Origin of the sequence: Brevundimonas lenta (genome assembly GCF_014196335.1) — a bacterium.
GTDB lineage: Bacteria > Pseudomonadota > Alphaproteobacteria > Caulobacterales > Caulobacteraceae > Brevundimonas > Brevundimonas lenta.
Window position 1 is genome coordinate 523,687 of record NZ_JACIDM010000003.1, and the last position, 18,282, is coordinate 541,968.

Sequence of the window (18,282 nt, forward strand, 5' to 3'; positions counted from 1 at the left end):
GCTCCGGCGACGACCCCGGGTTTCACGGGACGACGAGTCGCGCCGTCGCAAGAACCTCGCCGGGGCGGGCGTCATCATCGCGATAGGTGATGTTCAGCACGGTCCCCGGCTGCAGCGGCGCCGGCAGGGCCGCGAGGACGCGGCGGCGGTCGACCTCGGGATAGACGGCCACGCCGCGGACGGCGGTCAGCAGCGGCGCGGAGGGGTCTTCGCCGACCCGCACCTCGATGTCGCCGTAGACGGAGCTGGGGCCGAGGCGTTCGATGTCGAGGCCGATGAGGTCGACGCCTTCGACACGCTCGACCGACAGGGCCGAAAGCGCGGCGCGGGCGTCAGGAGCGGCGTCGCGGACGATGACGGGAATGCTGACACTGAACAGGGCCACGACCTGCAGGGCCAGTTCGTCCGTGCCCGCGGAAGCGGCCTGTTCGGCCGTGAAGCCGGTGGTTTCTGGCGGCAGGGCGGTGACGGTCAGGTGGCTGCGGTACTCGCCGGCGGCGTCGGCGCCCGGGCGGGCGCGCACGCGGATCGCCTGGCTTTCGCGGGGCTGCAGGGTGATGCGGCGGGGGGTGTACTGGACCAATTCCAGGGCCGAGCTGACCGCGACATCCGGGCGGTCCGTCGCCGGCAGGATCTGACCGTCGGGAAGCATGACCCGATCGACGAGCTCGACCGTATAGGTCGCCGGCTGATCGCCCTGATTGAAGATGTAGACGGTGGCGCTGCGTTCACCCGGGCCGAACACGACCCGTTTGGGCGAGATGTTCAGGTCGGCGCCGACCTGCGCGTGGGCCGCGCCGGCCATCGTCGAGAGCGCCAGGACCAGAAGTGCGAAACGTTTGAACATGGCGATCCTCACCCGGAACTGGACAGCGCAAAGCCGCCCCCTCCGTCGCCAGGCGGCGATCGGAAGGGGCGGCGTCGCAGTTGGACCTAGTTGTAGGCCGCCGAGACCGTGAAGGTTCCCGAGTAGACGCCGGTCGGGGTCGTCGAGGCGACCGGGACGCTGCCGCCGACGCGGAAGCTGAGCGAGCCGGCCGAACCGATGGCGTTGCTCAGGGTCTGGGCGGAGGCGGCGCCCGACAGGTTGTTCGAGGTGGTGACCGTCAGGGTGTCGGTGCCGCTGGCCATCGAGAAGGTGGCCGGAATGGTGACCGAAACGGCCTGGCCGCCTTCACCGTCGACGGTGAACTGCGCGGCTTGCGGGGTGTCGCCCGTGCTCAGGCCGACGACGCCACCGGTGACGTTGCGGACGCCGGCGGCGGTCACGACGACAGTGCCCGCGCCCGTCGACGGGCGAACCACGGTGCCCAGCTTCAGGTCTGCGTTCTTGGTGACCGTCAGCGGACGGATGATGGTGATCGAGCCCTGACCGGTGGTCGAGGCGGATTGGGCCATGGCCGGGGCGGCGAAGGCGACGGCGGCGAGGGCGGCGGTAGCGGCGGCGATCCGGATGTTCATTCGAGTTCTCACTTGAAGGGTTGCGGCGTTGAGGGCGAGGAACACCGTCAGTCCGGGTGAGGTCCACCATCCGGCCCGCCGGACGGGGCCAAATCGAACTAAAGTTATACGGTTGGGACGACATTCGGCTCCCGGTCCGGAATGGAACCCCTTCCCCGCTCAAGCCTTGCACCTCCAACGAACGGGGCGAATCCGCACCCGTGCGGAGTAGCGACTTGCGTTGGAAGATACTCATCGTCGATGACCATCCGCTGGTGGGCGAGATGCTGGAGACGGCCATCCGCGACAGCTATGTGCATCTCGACGTCGGCCGGGTGACCTCGGCGACGGACGCCGAGGCGTACGCCCGCAAGCACGCCGCCGAGATCAAGCTGGTGGTGCTGGATCTGATGCTGCCGGACACCGAGGGATTCACCGCCCTGCTGCGGCTTCAGCAGCTGCTGCCGAACGCCACGATCGCCATCCTGTCGGCCCGCACCGACAGCCACGCCGTCACGATGGCGAAGGCCTTTGGGGTGAAGGGCTATCTGAGCAAGGCGATGCCAGTGGAGAACCTGGTGAACGCCGTCGGGGCCCTGCTTCGGGGCGAGGCGCTGTTTCCGGATCAGACGCCGGTCGACCCCCGGGCCGAGGAGTTGCACCGGAAGGCGGCCAATCTGTCGCCGGCCCAGATCCGGGTCTTGCGCGCCCTCGCCGACGGCAAGCTGAACAAGCAGATCGCCGCCGAGATGGAGCTGACCGAGGGCACGGTGAAGCAGCACATGTCGGCCATCTTCCGGAAGCTGGGCGTCAATAACCGCAGTCAGGCGATCGTCGCCGCCGCACCCCTGCTGGGGAAGAAGGCGTCCTAGATGAAGGGCGAGGCGTCCGGCCTGTGGCCCGCCGTCTTCGGCGGCGCCCGTTCCGTCAGCCCCTCCACGAGCATCCAGGCTTCGTGAAAGGTGAGCCCGCGCCACCGCGTCGTCGACTGTCGCTCGTCCCGGTAGCGAAGATTTACAAGCAGCGATTTCGGATCGCGGCTCAGCACGAGACCCGCTCGTGCGGCACATTTCTGAAGCTGCCCAAAGGTGATGCAGTTCACGTCGCGCCCTCCTGTTCCCACAGCGCCTATTGTTAAGCTGCCATGCGACAATTGGTTGCAGTTAACCATGTATCGTCAGTCTGACGGACCTCGGCCGGAACCGCGATCTAACTGCAGCGTTTGATGGATGTGCGCCCGCGACAGCGCCCGTGATTACCAAGGCCCCGCCATTCCCCTTCGGCGGGGCCTTTTTCATGCCCTGAATGCAATGACCCCCGCCGCCTTAAGGCGACGGGGGGCAAAGGATACGTCGCAGGTCGGAGCGGTGGCGTTTCGCCACCGCCCAACTGGCGCCGACACCACAATCCGCCTCTACAGCTTAGGTTCCGAGTGTCCCCAGATTTAGCTGTTATGTGGCGAAATCACCCCTCAGCCCGTAGGCGAGCCTCGTCCTCCACGTCCTTGCGCGACAGCACGTGGCGGATCCGGCGGGCCAGGTCGGCCCGTTCATAGGGCTTGTCGATCACCGGGAATTCGTGCGGTCCCTGCTGGGCCGCCTCACCGAGGTAACCCGACGTCAGAAGCACGCGCAGGTCGGGCCGCAGCGCCTGCGCCCGCCGCGCCAGCTGTATGCCGTTCATGCCGCCCGGCATGATCACGTCCGAGAACAGCAGGTCATAGCGTTGATCGCCGCTGAGCCGGTGCAGGGCGCCGTCGCCGTCGGCGGCGACCTCGCATCGATAGCCGAGCCCGCTCAGCATCTCGAGGCACAGGCTCAGGACCGCCGGATCGTCCTCGACGATCAGGACCCGCTCCGAGCCCCGCTCCGCATCGCCGCGGGACGCCGGCAGGGCGGTCGCGTCAGGCAGCTCATCCGTCGCCGGAAGGACCAGTTCGAAAGTCGCCCCCTCCCCCGGCGTGCTGGTCACCGTGACCTGCCCGCCCGACTGGTTCACGAAGCCATAGACCTGCGACAGGCCCAGGCCCGATCCGAGTCCGACGTCCTTGGTCGTGTAGAAGGGCTCGAAAATGCGCTCGGCCACCTCGGCGGACATGCCCGAACCGGTGTCGCTGACGCGGATCAGGACCGACCGGGCGCCGTCGGCTCCATTCTCGACCTCGGTCGTCAGCACCAGCCGGCCGCGATTGTCCATCGCATCGCGGGCGTTCACCGCAAGGTTCAGAAGCGCGGTTTCGAGATGGGTCGGGTCGACCGAGGCGTGCAGAGGTTCATCCCACAGCGCCAGATCGATCGTGACCGCTTCGCCGACCGCCTGTCTCAGCAACGGCAGGAAGCCCAGGATCAACGCGTTCAGGTCGACGACCTGCGGGTTGAGCTGCTGGCGCCTGGAGAAGGCGAGCAACTGGCGCGTCAGGGTCTGGCCACGCTCGGCCGCCGCGCGGATCGCGCCCAGATGTTTGACCACGCGCGGATCATCCTCGACCCGGCGCAGCAGGATGTCGGCGTTGCCCAGAACCACCGTCAGGAGGTTGTTGAAGTCGTGGGCGACGCCGCCGGTCAGCTGCCCCACGGCCTCCATCTTGCGAGCCTGGGTCAGCTGCTCCTCAAGGTGCCGGCGCTCGGTGACATCCAGAAGGGTGCCCAGGATCTGCCCGCCATCCTCGTCCGGGACCCAGACGCCCTGGTCGAGGAAGGTCCGGTACTGGCCGTCGGCGCATTGCCAGCGATACTCGCAGGCATAGGCGCCCGTTTCCGAGGCCTGCATCAGGCAATCCAGGACCCCCGGCACATCGTCGGGGTGGATGCGACCCAGGCCGATTTCCGGCTCCTCGACGAACCGGTTGGGCTCGAACCCGGTCAGGGGCGTGATGCTGTCGCTGACGAACAGGGCGGCGTAGGGGTGCACGCTGGCGCGCGAGGTGAAGACCACCGGCAACGACTTCAGGATGGCATCCTGACGCTCGCGCGCGCTTCTGAGCGCCAGTTCGGCGGCCAGCTTCTCCTCGCTAATGCGGGCGTTCTCCTCCAGCAGGGAGTGACGCTCCTCCGCCTGCCGTCGGACCTCCAGGGTCTTGAGATGCAGATCGGCGAGGATCGCCACCTTGGAGCGCAGGATGAACGGGTCGACCGGCTTGAACACCACGTCGACGGCCCCGACCGAATAGGCCTGGAAGATGTGCGCCTCGTCGCGGAAGACGGCGGTGACGAAGACGATGGGCGTGTCGCGCGTGCGGGGATGCTCGCGGATCAGGCGGGCTGTCTCGTAGCCGTCCATGCCGGGCATGTGCAGGTCCAGCAGGATGACTGCGAACTCCTGCGTCAGCAGAAGGCGCAGCGCCTCCTCTCCCGATCGGGCGACGACCAGTTCGTGGCCCAGCACCTCCAGCGCCTCCGAGGCGGCGAAGGCGTTGCGCTCGTCGTCGTCGACAATCAGCACCCGGGCCGTGAGGGGGGGCGGAGCCGCCCTTGCGCGCCGGGCCATCAGACGACCACCGCCCCGGGGGCGACGAGCCGGTGCGCGTCCGCGCGCTGGATCGACACCCGCATCACCGAGATCAGGTAATCGATGTCGACCGGCTTGGAGACGTAGTCCGAGGCGCCGGCCTGGATGCATTTCAGCCGGTCGCCCTTCATCGCCTTGGCGGTCACGGCGATGATGGGCAGGTCGGCGAAGCGCGGGATCGATCGGATCTCACGCATCGTCTCGTAGCCGTCCATGTCCGGCATCATGATGTCGACCAGGACGATGTCGACGTCCGGATTCTGGCGCAGCAGATCGAGACCTGCGCGGCCACTTTCGGCGTAGTGCAGACCCACGCCGAACTCCTCCAGGGCGCTGGCCATGGAGAAGATGTTTCGGATGTCGTCGTCGATGACGAGCGCCGTTCGACCCGTCAGGATGGCGTCTTCCTTGCGCGTCTGGGCGAGCGTCATGCGCGCGGACTCCGACAGCCTTTCCGTCGGCTCGTGCAGCAGCAGGGTCGCCTGTTCGAGCAGTTGTTCGGGCGTGCGAGCCAGACGGGCCTGGCCGGCGAAGACCGACAGCCTCAGCCGACGCTCGTCGTCAGCTCCCAGGGCCTCAGCCGCATAGACGACGGCCGGGCGGTCGGCGACCTTGAGCCAGTCGACCAGGGCCGGCACCGGCGCCGCGGCGGTGTCCATGATCAGGCTGTCGGCGGGTTTCACCTTCGCCTTCGCCAGACCCTTCAGGTTGTCGACGCGGGTCACCGAGCCGAACGCGGACTTCAGCGCGCCGACCGCCTCGCCCGTCGGCCCGACGAAGATCAGGCGGCGGTCCGGCGCGGTCACGAATTTGCGGACCTCGTCGAGGCTGGCGGCCACGTCCTCGCGAGCGACCGGCTTGGGGGTGAAGCCGAAGGCGCCGATGGCGAGGCCCAGGCCGGCCTGATCGTCCGCCGAGATGACATGCACCGGGATATGGCGCGTCTCCGGCGTCCGCTTCAGCAGGTCGAGCAGGGCAAGGCCGTCCATGTCCGGCAGGCCGACGTCCAGCATGATCGCCTGCGGCGCATAGCGGCGAGCGAGTGAAGCCGCGGTCACGCCCTGGCGGGTGATGACGCCCTTGAAGCCGCTGTCATGCACCAGCGCCAGCAGGATGGATCCGAAGCGCGGATCGTCCTCGACGATCAGGATGACCTGGTCGCCCGGCGCGATGGCGTCGCGGTCGTCGCTGATCGCCTCGACGACCTCGGTCTCCTCCTCGACCGGCTGGGTGCGTACGGTGATCAGGTTGGCGCCGTCACGCCCGGCCGCGCCCGCGGGCACTGCGGTGGGGCTGAAGCTGAGCGGCAGGTAGAGGGTGAAGGTCGAGCCCTGGTCCGGCTCGCTCTCGACCTTCAGTTCGCCGCCGAGGGTGCGGGTGATTTCGCGGCTGATCGACAGGCCAAGCCCGGTGCCTCCGTATTTGCGGCTGGTGGTGCCGTCGGCCTGCTGGAAAGCCTCGAAGATGATCCGCTGCTTGTCTTCCGGAATGCCGATGCCGCTGTCCTGAACCGAAATGGCCAGGACCTGACCGGCCGTGTTCAGGTGTTCGTTGCCGCGGTTCCAGCCGCCGTCGGCGCGTTCGATCCGCAGGCGGACCCCGCCCGCCGCCGTGAACTTGAAGGCGTTCGACAGCAGGTTCTTGATGATCTGCTGGAGGCGTTTGTCGTCGGTGTACATCGACGGCGGAAGCGCAGAGTCGATCTCGATCCGGAAGTCGAGTTTCTTGTCCTGGGCGATCTGCGAGAAGGTCCGCTCCATCTGGTCGCGCAGGGAGTCGAAGCTGGTCTCGCCGATGTCGAGGGTGACCGTGCCGGACTCGATCTTCGACAGGTCGAGGATGTCGTTGATCAGACCCAGCAGGTCCGAGCCGGCGGCGTGGATGTTCCTCGCGAACTCCACCTGTTTGCCGGTCAGATTGCCCTGGGTGTTCTCGCTGAGCATCTTCGAGAGGATCAGCAGGCTGTTCAGCGGCGTGCGCAGTTCGTGGCTCATATTGGCCAGGAATTCTGACTTGTATTTGGAGGTCAGGGCCAGCTGTTCGGCCTTTTCCTCCAGCGCGAAGCGCGCCTGCTCGACCTCGATGTTCTTGGCTTCCACCTGCTTGTTCTGCGCCGACAGCAGGACCGCCTTGTCCTCCAGTTCGGCGTTCGACTGCTGCAGCTCCTCCTGCTTGGCGCGCAGCAACTCCTCGGACTGACGCAGCGACGCGGCCTGCTGTTCCAGCCGGTCGTTGGTGGTCTTAAGCTCTTCCTGCTGGGCCTGGAGTTCGGCGGTCAGCAGCTGCGACTGGGTCAGCAGGCCTTCCGTCCGCATGTTGGCGCCGATGGTGCTCAACACGATGCCGATCGATTCCATCAGCTGGCTGAGGAACGACTGGTGGGTCTCGGAGAACTCACCGAACGTGGCCAGTTCGATCACCGCCTTCACCTCACCCTCGAACAGGGCCGGCAGGACGATGATGTTCAGCGGCGCGGCGGCGCCTAAGCCGGAGCCGATCTGGACGTAGTCCTTCGGGACGTTGGTCAGAAGGATGCGTTCCTTCTCCTTGGCGCACTGGCCGATCAGGCTCTGGCCGAAGCGGAAGGTCGGCGACAGTTGCTCACGCTCGGTCGAGGCGTAAGCGGCGGCCAGAACGAGGATCGGCTCTTCGGCGGCATCCTTGTCGGCGACATAGAAAACCGCGTGCTGGGCGTTGATCAGGGGAGCCAGCTCGGACAGCACCATGTTCGACACCGTGGCCAGATCGCGCTCGCCCTGCAGCATGCGGGTGAAGCGGGCCAGGTTGGTCTTCAGCCAGTCCTGTTCCGTGTTCTTGAGGGTCTGATCCTTCAGGTTCCGGATCATCTCGTTGATGTTGTCCTTCAGCGCCGCCACCTCGCCCGAGGCCTCGACGGTGATGGATCGGGTCAGCTCGCCCTTGGTCACCGCGGTCGACACCTCGGCGATGGCGCGGACCTGGGTCGTCAGATTGCCGGCCAGCTGGTTCACGTTGTCGGTCAGGTCGCGCCACAGACCGGCGGCGCCCGGCACGCGCGCCTGGCCGCCCAGCTTGCCTTCGATGCCCACCTCGCGGGCCACGTTGGTCACCTGGTCGGCGAAGATGGCGAGCGTCTCGATCATGCCGTTGATGGTGTCGGCCAGCGAGGCGATCTCGCCCTTGGCGTCCAGCGTCAGCTTGCGCTTCAGGTCGCCGTTGGCCACCGCGGTCACGACGTCGGCGATGCCGCGCACCTGACCGGTCAGGTTGGCGGCCATGGAGTTCACGTTGTCGGTCAGATCCTTCCAGGTGCCGCCGACGCCTTCCACGCGCGCCTGGCCGCCCAGCTTGCCCTCGGTGCCGACTTCCTTGGCCACCCGGGTCACTTCCGAGGCGAAGGCGTTCAGCTGGTCCACCATGGTGTTGATGGTCGATTTCAGCTCGAGGATTTCGCCCTTCACGTCGACGGTGATCTTCTTCGACAGATCGCCCTTGGCCACGGCGGTCGTCACTTCGGCGATGTTCCGCACCTGGCCGGTCAGGTTGCCGGCCATGAAGTTCACGTTGTCGGTCAGATCCTTCCAGGTGCCGGCCACGCCTTTCACGTTGGCCTGACCACCCAGCTTGCCCTCGGTGCCCACTTCACGCGCCACGCGGGTCACTTCGGACGCGAAGGCGTTCAGCTGGTCCACCATGGTGTTGATGGTCGACTTCAGTTCGAGGATCTCGCCCTTCACGTCGACGGTGATCTTCTTGGACAGGTCGCCGTTGGCGACGGCCGTGGTCACCTCGGCGATGTTCCGCACCTGGCCGGTCAGGTTGTCGGCCATCAGGTTCACGTTGTCGGTGAGGTCCTTCCAGGTGCCGGTCACGCCGGTCACCTGGGCCTGACCGCCGAGATTGCCTTCGGTACCCACCTCACGCGCCACGCGGGTCACTTCCGACGCGAAGGCGTTCAGCTGGTCCACCATGACGTTGATGGTCGACTTCAGCTCGAGGATCTCGCCCTTCACGTCGACGGTGATCTTCTTGGACAGGTCGCCGTTGGCCACGGCGGTCGTCACTTCGGCGATGTTCCGCACCTGGCCCGTCAGGTTGGCGGCCATGAAATTCACGTTGTCGGTCAGATCCTTCCAGGCGCCGCCGACGCCTTTGACGTTCGCCTGGCCGCCCAGCTTGCCCTCGGTGCCGACCTCGCGCGCCACGCGCGACACTTCGGAGGCGAACGAGTTCAGCTGGTCCACCATGACGTTGATGGTGGACTTCAGCTCGAGGATTTCGCCCTTCACGTCGACGGTGATCTTCTTGGACAGGTCGCCGTTGGCCACGGCCGTGGTCACTTCAGCGATGTTCCGCACCTGGCCGGTGAGGTTGTCGGCCATCAGGTTCACGTTGTCGGTGAGGTCCTTCCAGGCGCCGGTGACGCCCTCCACCTGGGCCTGACCACCCAGCTTGCCGTCGGTGCCGACCTCCTTGGCCACCCGGGTCACTTCGGATGCGAAGGCGTTCAGCTGGTCCACCATGGTGTTGATGGTGTTCTTCAGCGCCAGCACCTCGCCGCGAACGTCTACGGTGATCTTCTTCGACAGGTCGCCCTTGGCGACGGCGGTGGTCACCTCGGCGATGTTCCGCACCTGGCCGGTGAGGTTGTCGGCCATCAGGTTCACGTTGTCGGTCAGGTCCTTCCAGGTGCCGCCGACGCCTTCCACGCGCGCCTGGCCGCCCAGCTTGCCCTCGGTGCCCACTTCACGGGCCACGCGCGTCACTTCGGAGGCGAAGGCGTTCAGCTGGTCCACCATGGTGTTGATGGTGATCTTCAGCTCGAGGATCTCGCCCTTCACGTCGACGGTGATCTTCTTGGACAGGTCGCCCTTGGCCACGGCGGTGGTGACTTCGGCGATGTTCCGCACCTGGCTGGTCAGGTTGGCGGCCATGAAGTTCACGTTATCGGTCAGGTCCTTCCAGGTGCCGGTGACGCCCTTCACCTGGGCCTGCCCCCCCAGCTTGCCCTCGGTACCCACTTCGCGGGCCATACGCGTCACTTCCGAGGCGAAGGCGTTAAGCTGGTCCACCATGGTGTTGATGGTGTTCTTGAGCTCGAGCACCTCGCCCTTCACGTCCACGGTGATCTTGCGGCTGAGGTCACCGTTGGCGACGGCGGTGGTCACTTCAGCGATGTTCCGCACCTGACCGGTCAGGTTGGCGGCCATGAAGTTCACGTTGTCGGTCAGATCCTTCCAGGCGCCGGCGACGCCCTTCACGTTGGCCTGGCCGCCGAGTTTCCCTTCCGTGCCGACTTCACGGGCCACGCGGGTCACTTCCGAGGCGAATGAGCCCAGCTGCCCCACCATGGTGTTCACGACCTTGCCGATGCGCAGGAACTCGCCGCGCAGGGGCTGGTCCTCGTTCTCCAGATCCATGGTCTGGGAAAGGTCGCCTTTGGCCACGGCGCCGATCACGCGCGCCATTTCGGCGGTCGGGTGCACCATGTCGGCGATCAGGGTGTTGACCGCCTCGACGCTGTCCGCCCAGGCGCCGGTCGCCGCGGGCACACGCGCCCGGTTGTTGATCTTGCCCTGACGTCCGACAGCCTCGCCGAGCCGGCGGAATTCGCGGCTCATCCGGTCGTTGAGTTCGACGACGTCGTTGAAGGCTTCGGCGAGCTCCCCGTCCATGCCGGTGAGATCGTTGGGCAGCCGCACCGAGAAATCGCCCCGCCGGAACGCCCGCAGGGCGGCCAGCAACTGGCGGTTGTCGAGTGCGGTATCGGAAGCAAGAGCAGCAAGCGACATTCTTCACCTACGGAGCGGGTTCAAACCCATTCAGCCGGAGGCGCAGATTTGACCTGGCGAAGGCGGCGAGGCGGATCGACCGGCGTCGGTCGACTGCCTGGCTCGCCTCACCTCATCGCCGCTGCTTCCCCCGAAACCAACTGCCACAAATCGCAAAGGCAGCGCTTGGTTCCATGTTCAACAAGAAATCTCTTGCGGTTGCCATCGGGCGATCTGGCGTTAGGGTCCGCCGCCATGTCGACCTGGTCGTATCGAGCGCCGGCCGCGTGAGCGCGCCACCGCCGTCGCCCCTGAGCGCGGAACTCACGGCCTTCATTGAAGGCGCGGTGCCTTCGGTGTGGGCGCTGGAAACGTTGCTGCTGCTACGCGGCGCGCCGGATGCCGCCTGGACGGCGGACCGCGTGGTGGCCGAGCTTCGGGCCAGCCCCAGGCTCGTGCACGACTGCCTCGACGGCCTGCAGCGCGCCGGATTGGTGGTCGGCGAGGATGGCGTTTTCCGCTACGCCCCCGCCTCCCGCACCCTGGGCGACCTTTCCGACGCGCTTGAAGCAGCATACCGTGAGCGGCCGGTCGCCGTGGTCAATACGATCGCGACGCGACGGCCGGATCCATTGAAGGGGTTTGCGGACTCGTTCCGTTTCGGGGGTTGGAAGTCTTGAGACTGCTGGGGCCGGAGGTCGTCTACGGGCTGTGCCTGCTGACCAGCGCGCTGTGCGCCGGCCTGTTGACCCGCTCTTGGGCGCGATCGCGGCAACCCCTGCTGCTCTGGAGCGCGGCCTGTTTCTCGCTGCTGGCGCTCAACAATCTGCTGGTGGTTCTCGATCGGGTCGTGATGCTCGACACCGACCTTACGGCCGGCCGCCAGGCGACGGCCCTGCTGGCGGTGGGCGTGCTGATCTACGGCTTCATCTGGGAGGTCGACCGATGAGCTTCATGGCTGTCGTCAGCGGCGCGATCATCATGGGCTACGCCGTGGCGGCCCTGTTCTTTCTGAAGTTCTGGCGACGGACAGGGGACAGGCTGTTCCTGGCCTTTGCAGCGGCCTTCCTGCTCATGGCGGCGACCCCGCTTTTGACCAATCTGCTGCATGTGCCGCGGGAGGAGCAGAGCCCCTTTTACCTGCTGCGGCTGCTCGCCTTCCTGATCATCATCGTCGCGATCATCGGTAAGAGTCGACGGGCGGCGCCGAGGGGCTGACCGGGGCGTCCGGTGCTGCATCGAAGCCACGCGATGGAAACATCGCGTTTTTCAGGGACAGTGCACGCAACCTTTGCCGGACTGAGCAGTTGTCCGCGGACGGAGAAACCGTCGCGAACGGGGCCGCCGTAAGGGGGGATTCATGTCATTTGTCGCGGGACTTGCGGCGCTCGCCGTTGTTGGCCCTGCCGTAAACGACGCTGCGCCGGTCGTGACCCAGGCCGCAGCGGCTGCCCGGCCGCAGGATCTGTCGGGCCTTTCGCTGGAGGAGCTGGCGGCGATCGAGGTGACCTCGGTGTCCCGTCGCCCGGAGCAGCTGTCGCAAGCCGCCGCGGCCGTGTTCGTCATCACCCGCGACGACATCCGGCGGTCGGGAGCTGCGAGCCTGCCCGAGGTTCTGCGGCTCGCGCCCAACCTTCAGGTCCAGCGCGTCAACGCCGGCGACTATGCGATCAGCGCACGCGGCTTCAATTCGTTCGAAACGGCCAACAAGCTGCTCGTGCTGATCGACGGCCGCAGCATCTACACGACCCTCTTCTCCGGCGTGCTGTGGGACGCCCAGGGCGTCGTGCTGGAGGACATCGAACAGATCGAGGTGATCAGCGGCCCCGGCGGCGCGCTTTACGGATCCAACGCCGTCAACGGGGTGATCAACATCACCACCCGGTCGGCGCGCAACACCGCCGGACCGGCGCTATCGGCCGGACTCGGGAACGACGACCGGACACTGACCCTGCGACAGGGCGGACAACTCGGCGACAGCGGCGCCTGGCGCCTGTTCGCGACGGGCTTCGACCGCAGCGCCAGCGAGTTCGAAACAGGCGGCAAGGCGGACGACGCCACCGCCGGCGTTCGGATCGGCGGCCGTGCGGACTGGGACACAAGTCTGGGCTCCTGGAGCGTTCAGGGCGACCTTTACGACCACCAGGTGCTGGGCGACGTCGTGCTTCAGGGCGGACACCTGCAGGGACGGTGGACGCGCGACCTCGGCGAGAACGGCCAGCTGATGGCCCAGACCTACTACGACCACACCGACCGGGTTTCGGCCGCCTCGAATGAGCGCGTCAGCACAATCGACCTCGCCGTTCAGCATGCCTTCGACAGCGGCTCGCACGCAGTGGTCTGGGGCGGCGGATATCGTTGGGTGGAGAACAGCCTGGTCAGCGCGCCGGGCAGCGGCGCCTTCCTGTCACCGGAGGAGCGGCGGATCACGCTCGGCAATCTGTTTATTCAGGATCAGATCTCCCTTTCCGCAGCGGTCACGCTCACGGTCGGCGTGAAGCTCGAGGACAGCAGCTTCACCGGCTTTGAAGTGCTGCCGAACGTCCGCCTGGCGTGGTCGCGCGAAGATGGCTCACTGGTCTGGGGCGCGATCTCCCGGGCCGCGCGGACGGCCAACCGCATCGACCGCGACCTGACCCTTCCCGGGCTGCTGGTCGGCGGCGACTTCCAGTCGGAGCAGCTGACCGCCTACGAACTGGGCTATCGCTCACAGCCGACGCCGAACCTGTCGTTCTCGATCTCGGCCTTCTACAACGACTACGACGATCTCAGGACCCTGCAGCCGGACGCCGCAACCTTCATTCCGCTCAGTTTCGGCAACGGCGGCGAGGGCCATACGTCCGGCGTCGAGGCTTGGGGCAGCTACCAGATCACGCCTCGCTGGCGGCTGGATTTCGGCGCGGCGACGCTGGACAAGGACTTCCGCGTAAAGGCCGACGCACTGGACCTCTCGAACCTCGCCTCGATCGGCGACGATCCGGGCTGGCAGGTTCTTCTGGGATCCAAATCCCAGCTGACGGACAACCTGGAACTGGACGTCCGCCTGCGCGCCGTCGACGAACTGGATGTGTCACACCTCGACGGTTACGTCGAAGCCGACGTCCGGCTGGGCTGGCGTTTCGCTAACGGTTCGGAAATCGCGCTGACCGGCTCCAACCTGCTGGACGACTCCCGGCTGGAGACGGCCGATCCGACCCGCCGACGCGTACTGGGACGCAGCGTCTACGCCACCTACAGAGCAGGCTTCTAGACGTGTTCAGGCGGCTCGCCCTCACGCTTGCCGCACTCGCGCTGACGCTGATGGCGCCGGCGGGGCGAAGCCATGCCCAAAGCCTGGAGTATGCCGTCAAGGCCAACTACCTGGTCCGGTTCGCCGCCTTCGTCGAATGGCCGCCCACGGCCTTCGAGGCGAACAGCGCCCCATTGATCATTTGCGTGTCCGGCCGCGATCCGTTCGGCGAGACCCTCGATCAGGCGGCCGGGGGCCAGAGCGCACATGGCCGTCGCATCGGCGTGCGGCGACTGCCCGCCGGCGCCGCGATGACGGGATGCCACATCCTCTATGTCGGCGCGGGATCAGCGGCGGCGGCGAACAACCGGGCTGCGGTGTTGATCGTCACGGACTCCGCCGTCACGCAGCAGCGCGGCATGATCCACTTCGTGGTCGTCAGCAATCGGGTGCGGTTCCATATCGACAAGGCGGCGGCTACAAGCTCGGGACTTGGCATGAGTTCGCGCCTCTTGAACCTCGCCATCAGCGTCCGGGAGGGCGGCTGACATGGGCTGGCTGTCCACCGTCCGAGCGCGGGGCGTTCCGCTGGTGGCGATGATCTGCCTGGCGATCCTGCTGGTCGCCGGACTGCTCATCTCGATCTCCAACGAACGCGCCATGAAGGAAGAACTGGCGCGCGAGGCCGGCGCCCAGGCCGACCTTCTGGCTTCCGCCGTCAGCGGGGCCCTCGCCTTTGACGACCGGCAGGCCGCCCAGGACTACGTCAACGCCGTGCAGGTGAACCCCAGCGTTCTGGCGGCCGCCATCTATGACGAGAACAACCGGCTGGTCGCCGGCTACGCCCGTCCGGGCGAGGTGATCCGTCCGGTCGTCGAGCCGCGCGGGACGACCACCCTGTTCCAGGACGGCAAGCTGTACGTCGACCGCCCCGTCGTGGAGGGCGGCCAGCGCCTCGGTACGGCTCGTCTGCGACTGATGGATACGCCGGCCAGCCAGCGCCTGTCGCGTTACGCCGGGATGATGCTGGTGCTCGCGCTCGCGGCCCTGCTGATCGCGGTGCTGACCCTGACGCAGAGCGCGCTCAGGGTCGCCAACCGTGCGCTGACGGCGCGGGCCGCCGAACTCGCCAGCGCCAACGATCGTCTGCAGGAGCAGATGGTGGAGCGCGAGAGGGCCGAAGAGGCGCTGCGGCAAAGCCAGAAGATGGAGGCGATCGGGCGACTGACAGGTGGCGTGGCGCACGACTTCAACAATCTGCTGATGGTCGTCTCCAGCGCCATCGACCTGCTCCAGCGCAGCGCCGATCCTGCGCGCCGGCAGGCGCTGATGGACGGGATGCGTCAGGCGGTCGACCGCGGCTCGGGCCTGACCCGTCAGTTGCTCGCCTTCTCGCGTCAGACTCCGCTGCGGACCGCCGTCATCGACGTCGGCGACCAGGTCGAGGGCATGCGGATCCTGCTGGAGCGATCCCTGCGCGAGGACATCGCCGTCGATATCGAGGTGCGCCGACCGCTCCGGCCGATCGAGGTCGACGTGGGCGAGCTCGAACTCGCGATCCTGAACCTGGCCGTCAACGCGCGGGACGCCATGCCCGAGGGCGGGCGCCTGGTCATCACCGTGGAGATGCAGGGCGAGGGCCCGACGGAAGCGGTGCGGATTTCGGTCGCGGATACCGGCTCGGGCATTCCGGAAGCCTTGCTGCCCCGCGTCTTCGAACCCTTCTTCACGACCAAGGAAGTCGGCAAGGGCACCGGCCTGGGCCTGAGCCAGGTCTACGGCTTCGCGCGCTCGTCAGGCGGCGAGGTGCATGTCGGATCGACGCACGGCGAGGGTGCGACCTTCATCCTGTCCCTGCCCGTCACCGACAAGACCGTCAGCGGCGCACCCGTCCGGGCCACGTATTCGCAGCCGGCCGGCGAAGGCCGCGTGCTGCTGGTCGAGGACGACGAGAGCGTGGCCGAAGGCGTCGGTCATATGCTGTCCGAGCTGGGCTATACCCACGTGCGGGCGAGCACCGGCGAGGAGGCGCTACGGGTCTTCCACGCCGATCCGGCGTTCGATCTGGTGCTGTCCGACATGGTCATGCCGGGGACGATGAACGGTCTGGCCCTGGCGACCGAGCTTCGCGCGATAGCGCCCGACCTGCCCGTGATCCTGTCGACGGGATTCAGCGACGCCGCGGCGACCGCGAGCCGGGCGGGTTTCACCCTGCTGAGCAAGCCCTATGGTCTGTCCGACCTTGCGGCGACGCTTGCGGCTGCCCTGCCCGGTGACGATCACCGGAACGTGACGGAACCTCCGGGCTCGCCGGGCGGTCCACAAGCTTAGCTGGGGAGTCCTTCATGACCGGAAGAGTGTTTGTATTCGCCGCGGCCTTCGCCGTAGCCAGTCTGGTGAACGTCACCGCCCACAACGGCGCGACGCCGGTCACGGCGATGACCCGGGTCGCCGCCAACCCGACCTGCGTGGCCGCCTGCCAGGCCGCTTTCAACGCCGAGGACCAGCGTTGTCGGCAAATGGACCTGCAGGGCGGATGGCGGGGCGCGGTCTATACGCCGTGCATCAGCTACGCTCGCTACGTCTTCAACAACTGCGTCGCAGCCTGCCCGGCCTGAGGCGGCTCAGGCGTCCTGCACCTTCGCCCGCGCCTGCTTGAGCCGGGCGGTAAGACGGTCGCGTTCGCGGTCGTGGGCTTTCGTCATCGCGTTGAGTTCAGCGGCGATGCGCTGCGCTTCGGCCTCAAGGTCGGCGCGGGCCTCGGCCTGCGTTTGATCGAGGTCGTGCAGTTCAGCTTCGAGGGCGCGGACCTTTTCGCGAGCGGCGTGCGACGGGCCGGCCTTCTTCTTTGGCGACGGTCGGCGTGAGACCTTGTCGATGTCGATCGCGACGCCGCGCTCGATGACCTGTCCGGGATCGGCCAGGGCGGCGTCGTAGTCGGGGCCTTCTTCGAGTTCGTGCGCCAGGCCGTCGGTGAAGATGTCTCGCTTGATCCCCCAGGCCGCCAGCGCCTTCGGGCGCGAGCCGGCGGCGACTGTGAAGGCGTGAAAGCCGTCCGACCAGGTGAAGACCTTCAAGCGGGGAGCCATGGCGGGCAAGCGGACGACGCGCCGATCCGTTCCGCCATGCATGGACTTGGACGGCGCCAGGCCTCAGCCTTCGACCATGGTCGAATCGCAGCCCGCAAGCCTCCGGACGCTCCATGCCTGAGGCCTATGAGTTCTTCGCCGGGGGCGGAATGGTGCGCGCCGGGCTGGGCGAAAACTGGCGCTGCCGGTTCGCGAACGACATCGATCGCAAGAAGGCCGCGGCATACCGTGAGAACTGGGGCGACGAGGAGCTGTTCGTCGGCGACATCGCCGCGCTGACACCCGGAGATCTGCCGGGCGAGGCGGACCTGATGTGGGGCTCGTTCCCGTGTCAGGACCTGTCGCTGGCCGGCGCCGGAGCGGGCCTCGGCGGGACGCGCTCGGGGACGTTCCACGCCTTCTGGGATCTGGCGCGGGGACTGGCGGAAGTGCGTCGGGCGCCGCGGATCGTGGCCATCGAGAACGTCTGCGGCGCGCTGACGTCGAGGGGCGGACGCGACTTCGAGATCCTGTGCCGGACCTGGGCCGACGCCGGCTACGCGTTCGGCGCGCTGGTCATCAACGCCGACCGGTTCGTGCCGCAGTCGCGACCGCGGCTGTTCGTGATCGGGGTGCGGGGAGATGTTCCGATCGATCCCGACCTGATCGCGCCGGGGCCGGAGGAGCCGTTCCACCCGATCGCCTTGCGTCGGGCCGCTGAGCGGCTGCCGGAGGATCTCAGGGCGAAGATGGTCTGGTGGCGGGTGCCGACGCCCGTCGCAGCGGTGACGGAACTGGCTGCCCTGACCGAGCGCGATTCGACGGGAATCCGCTGGCATAGCGCGGCGCAGACGGCGCGGGTGCTGGGGCTGATGTCGCCGGTCAACCGGGCCAAGGTCGAGGCGGCGCGCCGGGCGGGCGGACGGCAGGTCGGGGCGCTGTTCCGGCGGACTCGCCAGGACGGCGAAGGCCGCAAGGTGCAGCGGGCCGAGGTGCGTTTCGACATGGCGGGCTGCCTGCGGACCCCCGGCGGCGGGTCCAGCCGGCAGGCGCTGCTGGTGATCGAGAACGGCGCCGTCCGCTCCCGGTTGATGACCGCGCGGGAGACCGCGCGGCTGATGGGATTGCCGGACAGCTATCGCCTGCCGGCGTCCTACAGCGCGGCCTGCCATCTGACCGGAGACGGCGTGGCGGTGCCCGTGGTGCGGCATCTGGCGAGGTGGTTGTTCGAGCCGCTGCTGGCGGGTGGCGAGAGCGCCAGACGGGCCGCCTGAGCGACTGTCCCTGA

At 67.3% G+C, this 18,282-nt stretch carries 15 protein-coding genes; 9 read left to right on the forward strand and 6 right to left on the reverse strand.

The genetic code is table 11. The features are described 5' to 3' along the window. Positions 1-22: 22 nt before the first annotated feature. A complete protein-coding gene (locus GGR12_RS15685; RefSeq protein WP_183205590.1) occupies positions 23-847 on the reverse strand; it encodes a fimbrial biogenesis chaperone in 825 nt (274 codons plus the stop codon). Between the two features lie 86 nt (positions 848-933). Then, positions 934-1,461, reverse strand: a complete 528-nt coding sequence (locus GGR12_RS15690; protein WP_183205592.1) for a DUF4402 domain-containing protein — start codon at positions 1,459-1,461, stop codon at positions 934-936. A gap of 215 nt (positions 1,462-1,676) precedes the next feature. Between GGR12_RS15690 and GGR12_RS15695 the strand changes: the two genes are divergently transcribed. Further along, positions 1,677-2,312 carry a response regulator transcription factor gene (locus tag GGR12_RS15695; RefSeq protein ID WP_183205594.1) on the forward strand — a complete coding sequence of 212 codons (636 nt, stop codon included), beginning with the start codon at positions 1,677-1,679 and terminating at the stop codon, positions 2,310-2,312. On the opposite strand, the gene GGR12_RS15700 is transcribed toward GGR12_RS15695, so the two are convergent. From GGR12_RS15700 to GGR12_RS15710, 3 genes are all read right to left on the reverse strand, one after another. Next, entirely contained in the window at positions 2,309-2,542 is a 234-nt protein-coding gene (locus GGR12_RS15700) for a hypothetical protein (protein WP_183205596.1), read from the reverse strand. The two genes, GGR12_RS15695 and GGR12_RS15700, sit on opposite strands and share 4 nt — an antisense overlap. 362 nt (positions 2,543-2,904) lie before the next feature. Beyond that, complete coding sequence (locus tag GGR12_RS15705) at positions 2,905-4,926, reverse strand: response regulator (protein ID WP_183205598.1); 2,022 nt, start codon at positions 4,924-4,926, stop codon at positions 2,905-2,907. Beyond that, on the reverse strand, positions 4,926-10,718 hold the full coding sequence (locus tag GGR12_RS15710) for a HAMP domain-containing protein (RefSeq protein WP_183205599.1): 5,793 nt from the start codon (positions 10,716-10,718) through the stop codon (positions 4,926-4,928). The genes GGR12_RS15705 and GGR12_RS15710 overlap by 1 nt, the downstream gene beginning before the upstream one ends. Before the next feature lie 173 nt (positions 10,719-10,891). On the opposite strand from GGR12_RS15710, the gene GGR12_RS15715 reads away from it, so the two are divergent. From GGR12_RS15715 to GGR12_RS15745, 7 genes are all read left to right on the forward strand, one after another. Beyond that, entirely contained in the window at positions 10,892-11,377 is a 486-nt protein-coding gene (locus GGR12_RS15715; protein WP_183205601.1) for a hypothetical protein, read from the forward strand. Continuing rightward, on the forward strand, positions 11,374-11,646 hold the full coding sequence (locus tag GGR12_RS15720) for a DUF5985 family protein (RefSeq protein WP_246328953.1): 273 nt from the start codon (positions 11,374-11,376) through the stop codon (positions 11,644-11,646). Before GGR12_RS15715 ends, GGR12_RS15720 begins: the two co-directional genes overlap by 4 nt. Then, a complete protein-coding gene (locus tag GGR12_RS15725) occupies positions 11,643-11,915 on the forward strand; it encodes a DUF5985 family protein (RefSeq protein WP_221212416.1) in 273 nt (90 codons plus the stop codon). The genes GGR12_RS15720 and GGR12_RS15725 overlap by 4 nt, the downstream gene beginning before the upstream one ends. Before the next feature lie 211 nt (positions 11,916-12,126). Further along, positions 12,127-13,947, forward strand: coding sequence for a TOL_0244 family TonB-dependent receptor (locus tag GGR12_RS15730; protein WP_183205603.1), 1,821 nt, complete (start codon positions 12,127-12,129; stop codon positions 13,945-13,947). A gap of 2 nt (positions 13,948-13,949) precedes the next feature. Then, a complete protein-coding gene (locus GGR12_RS15735; protein WP_183205604.1) occupies positions 13,950-14,474 on the forward strand; it encodes a TOL_0243 family YfiR-like periplasmic protein in 525 nt (174 codons plus the stop codon). Between the two features lies 1 nt (position 14,475). Continuing rightward, on the forward strand, positions 14,476-16,257 hold the full coding sequence (locus GGR12_RS15740; protein WP_183205606.1) for an ATP-binding protein: 1,782 nt from the start codon (positions 14,476-14,478) through the stop codon (positions 16,255-16,257). Between the two features lie 14 nt (positions 16,258-16,271). Beyond that, entirely contained in the window at positions 16,272-16,544 is a 273-nt protein-coding gene (locus GGR12_RS15745) for a hypothetical protein (protein ID WP_183205608.1), read from the forward strand. 6 nt (positions 16,545-16,550) lie between these two features. Here the strand turns inward: GGR12_RS15745 and GGR12_RS15750 are convergent, their stop codons facing one another. After that, entirely contained in the window at positions 16,551-17,015 is a 465-nt protein-coding gene (locus GGR12_RS15750; protein WP_183205610.1) for a hypothetical protein, read from the reverse strand. 113 nt (positions 17,016-17,128) lie between these two features. Between GGR12_RS15750 and GGR12_RS15755 the strand changes: the two genes are divergently transcribed. Continuing rightward, a complete protein-coding gene (locus tag GGR12_RS15755; RefSeq protein ID WP_183205611.1) occupies positions 17,129-18,268 on the forward strand; it encodes a DNA cytosine methyltransferase in 1,140 nt (379 codons plus the stop codon). Positions 18,269-18,282 lie beyond the last annotated feature (14 nt).

Coding starts and splice junctions, on each gene's coding strand:
- GGR12_RS15685 (WP_183205590.1), bottom strand. CDS start 847: ATGTTCAAACGTTTCGCACTTCTGGTCCTGGCGCTCTCGACGATGGCC.
- GGR12_RS15690 (WP_183205592.1), bottom strand. CDS start 1,461: ATGAACATCCGGATCGCCGCCGCTACCGCCGCCCTCGCCGCCGTCGCC.
- GGR12_RS15705 (WP_183205598.1), bottom strand. CDS start 4,926: ATGGCCCGGCGCGCAAGGGCGGCTCCGCCCCCCCTCACGGCCCGGGTG.
- GGR12_RS15710 (WP_183205599.1), bottom strand. CDS start 10,718: ATGTCGCTTGCTGCTCTTGCTTCCGATACCGCACTCGACAACCGCCAG.
- GGR12_RS15715 (WP_183205601.1), top strand. CDS start 10,892: ATGTTCAACAAGAAATCTCTTGCGGTTGCCATCGGGCGATCTGGCGTT.
- GGR12_RS15725 (WP_221212416.1), top strand. CDS start 11,643: ATGAGCTTCATGGCTGTCGTCAGCGGCGCGATCATCATGGGCTACGCC.
- GGR12_RS15740 (WP_183205606.1), top strand. CDS start 14,476: ATGGGCTGGCTGTCCACCGTCCGAGCGCGGGGCGTTCCGCTGGTGGCG.
- GGR12_RS15745 (WP_183205608.1), top strand. CDS start 16,272: ATGACCGGAAGAGTGTTTGTATTCGCCGCGGCCTTCGCCGTAGCCAGT.
- GGR12_RS15750 (WP_183205610.1), bottom strand. CDS start 17,015: ATGGCTCCCCGCTTGAAGGTCTTCACCTGGTCGGACGGCTTTCACGCC.
- GGR12_RS15755 (WP_183205611.1), top strand. CDS start 17,129: ATGCCTGAGGCCTATGAGTTCTTCGCCGGGGGCGGAATGGTGCGCGCC.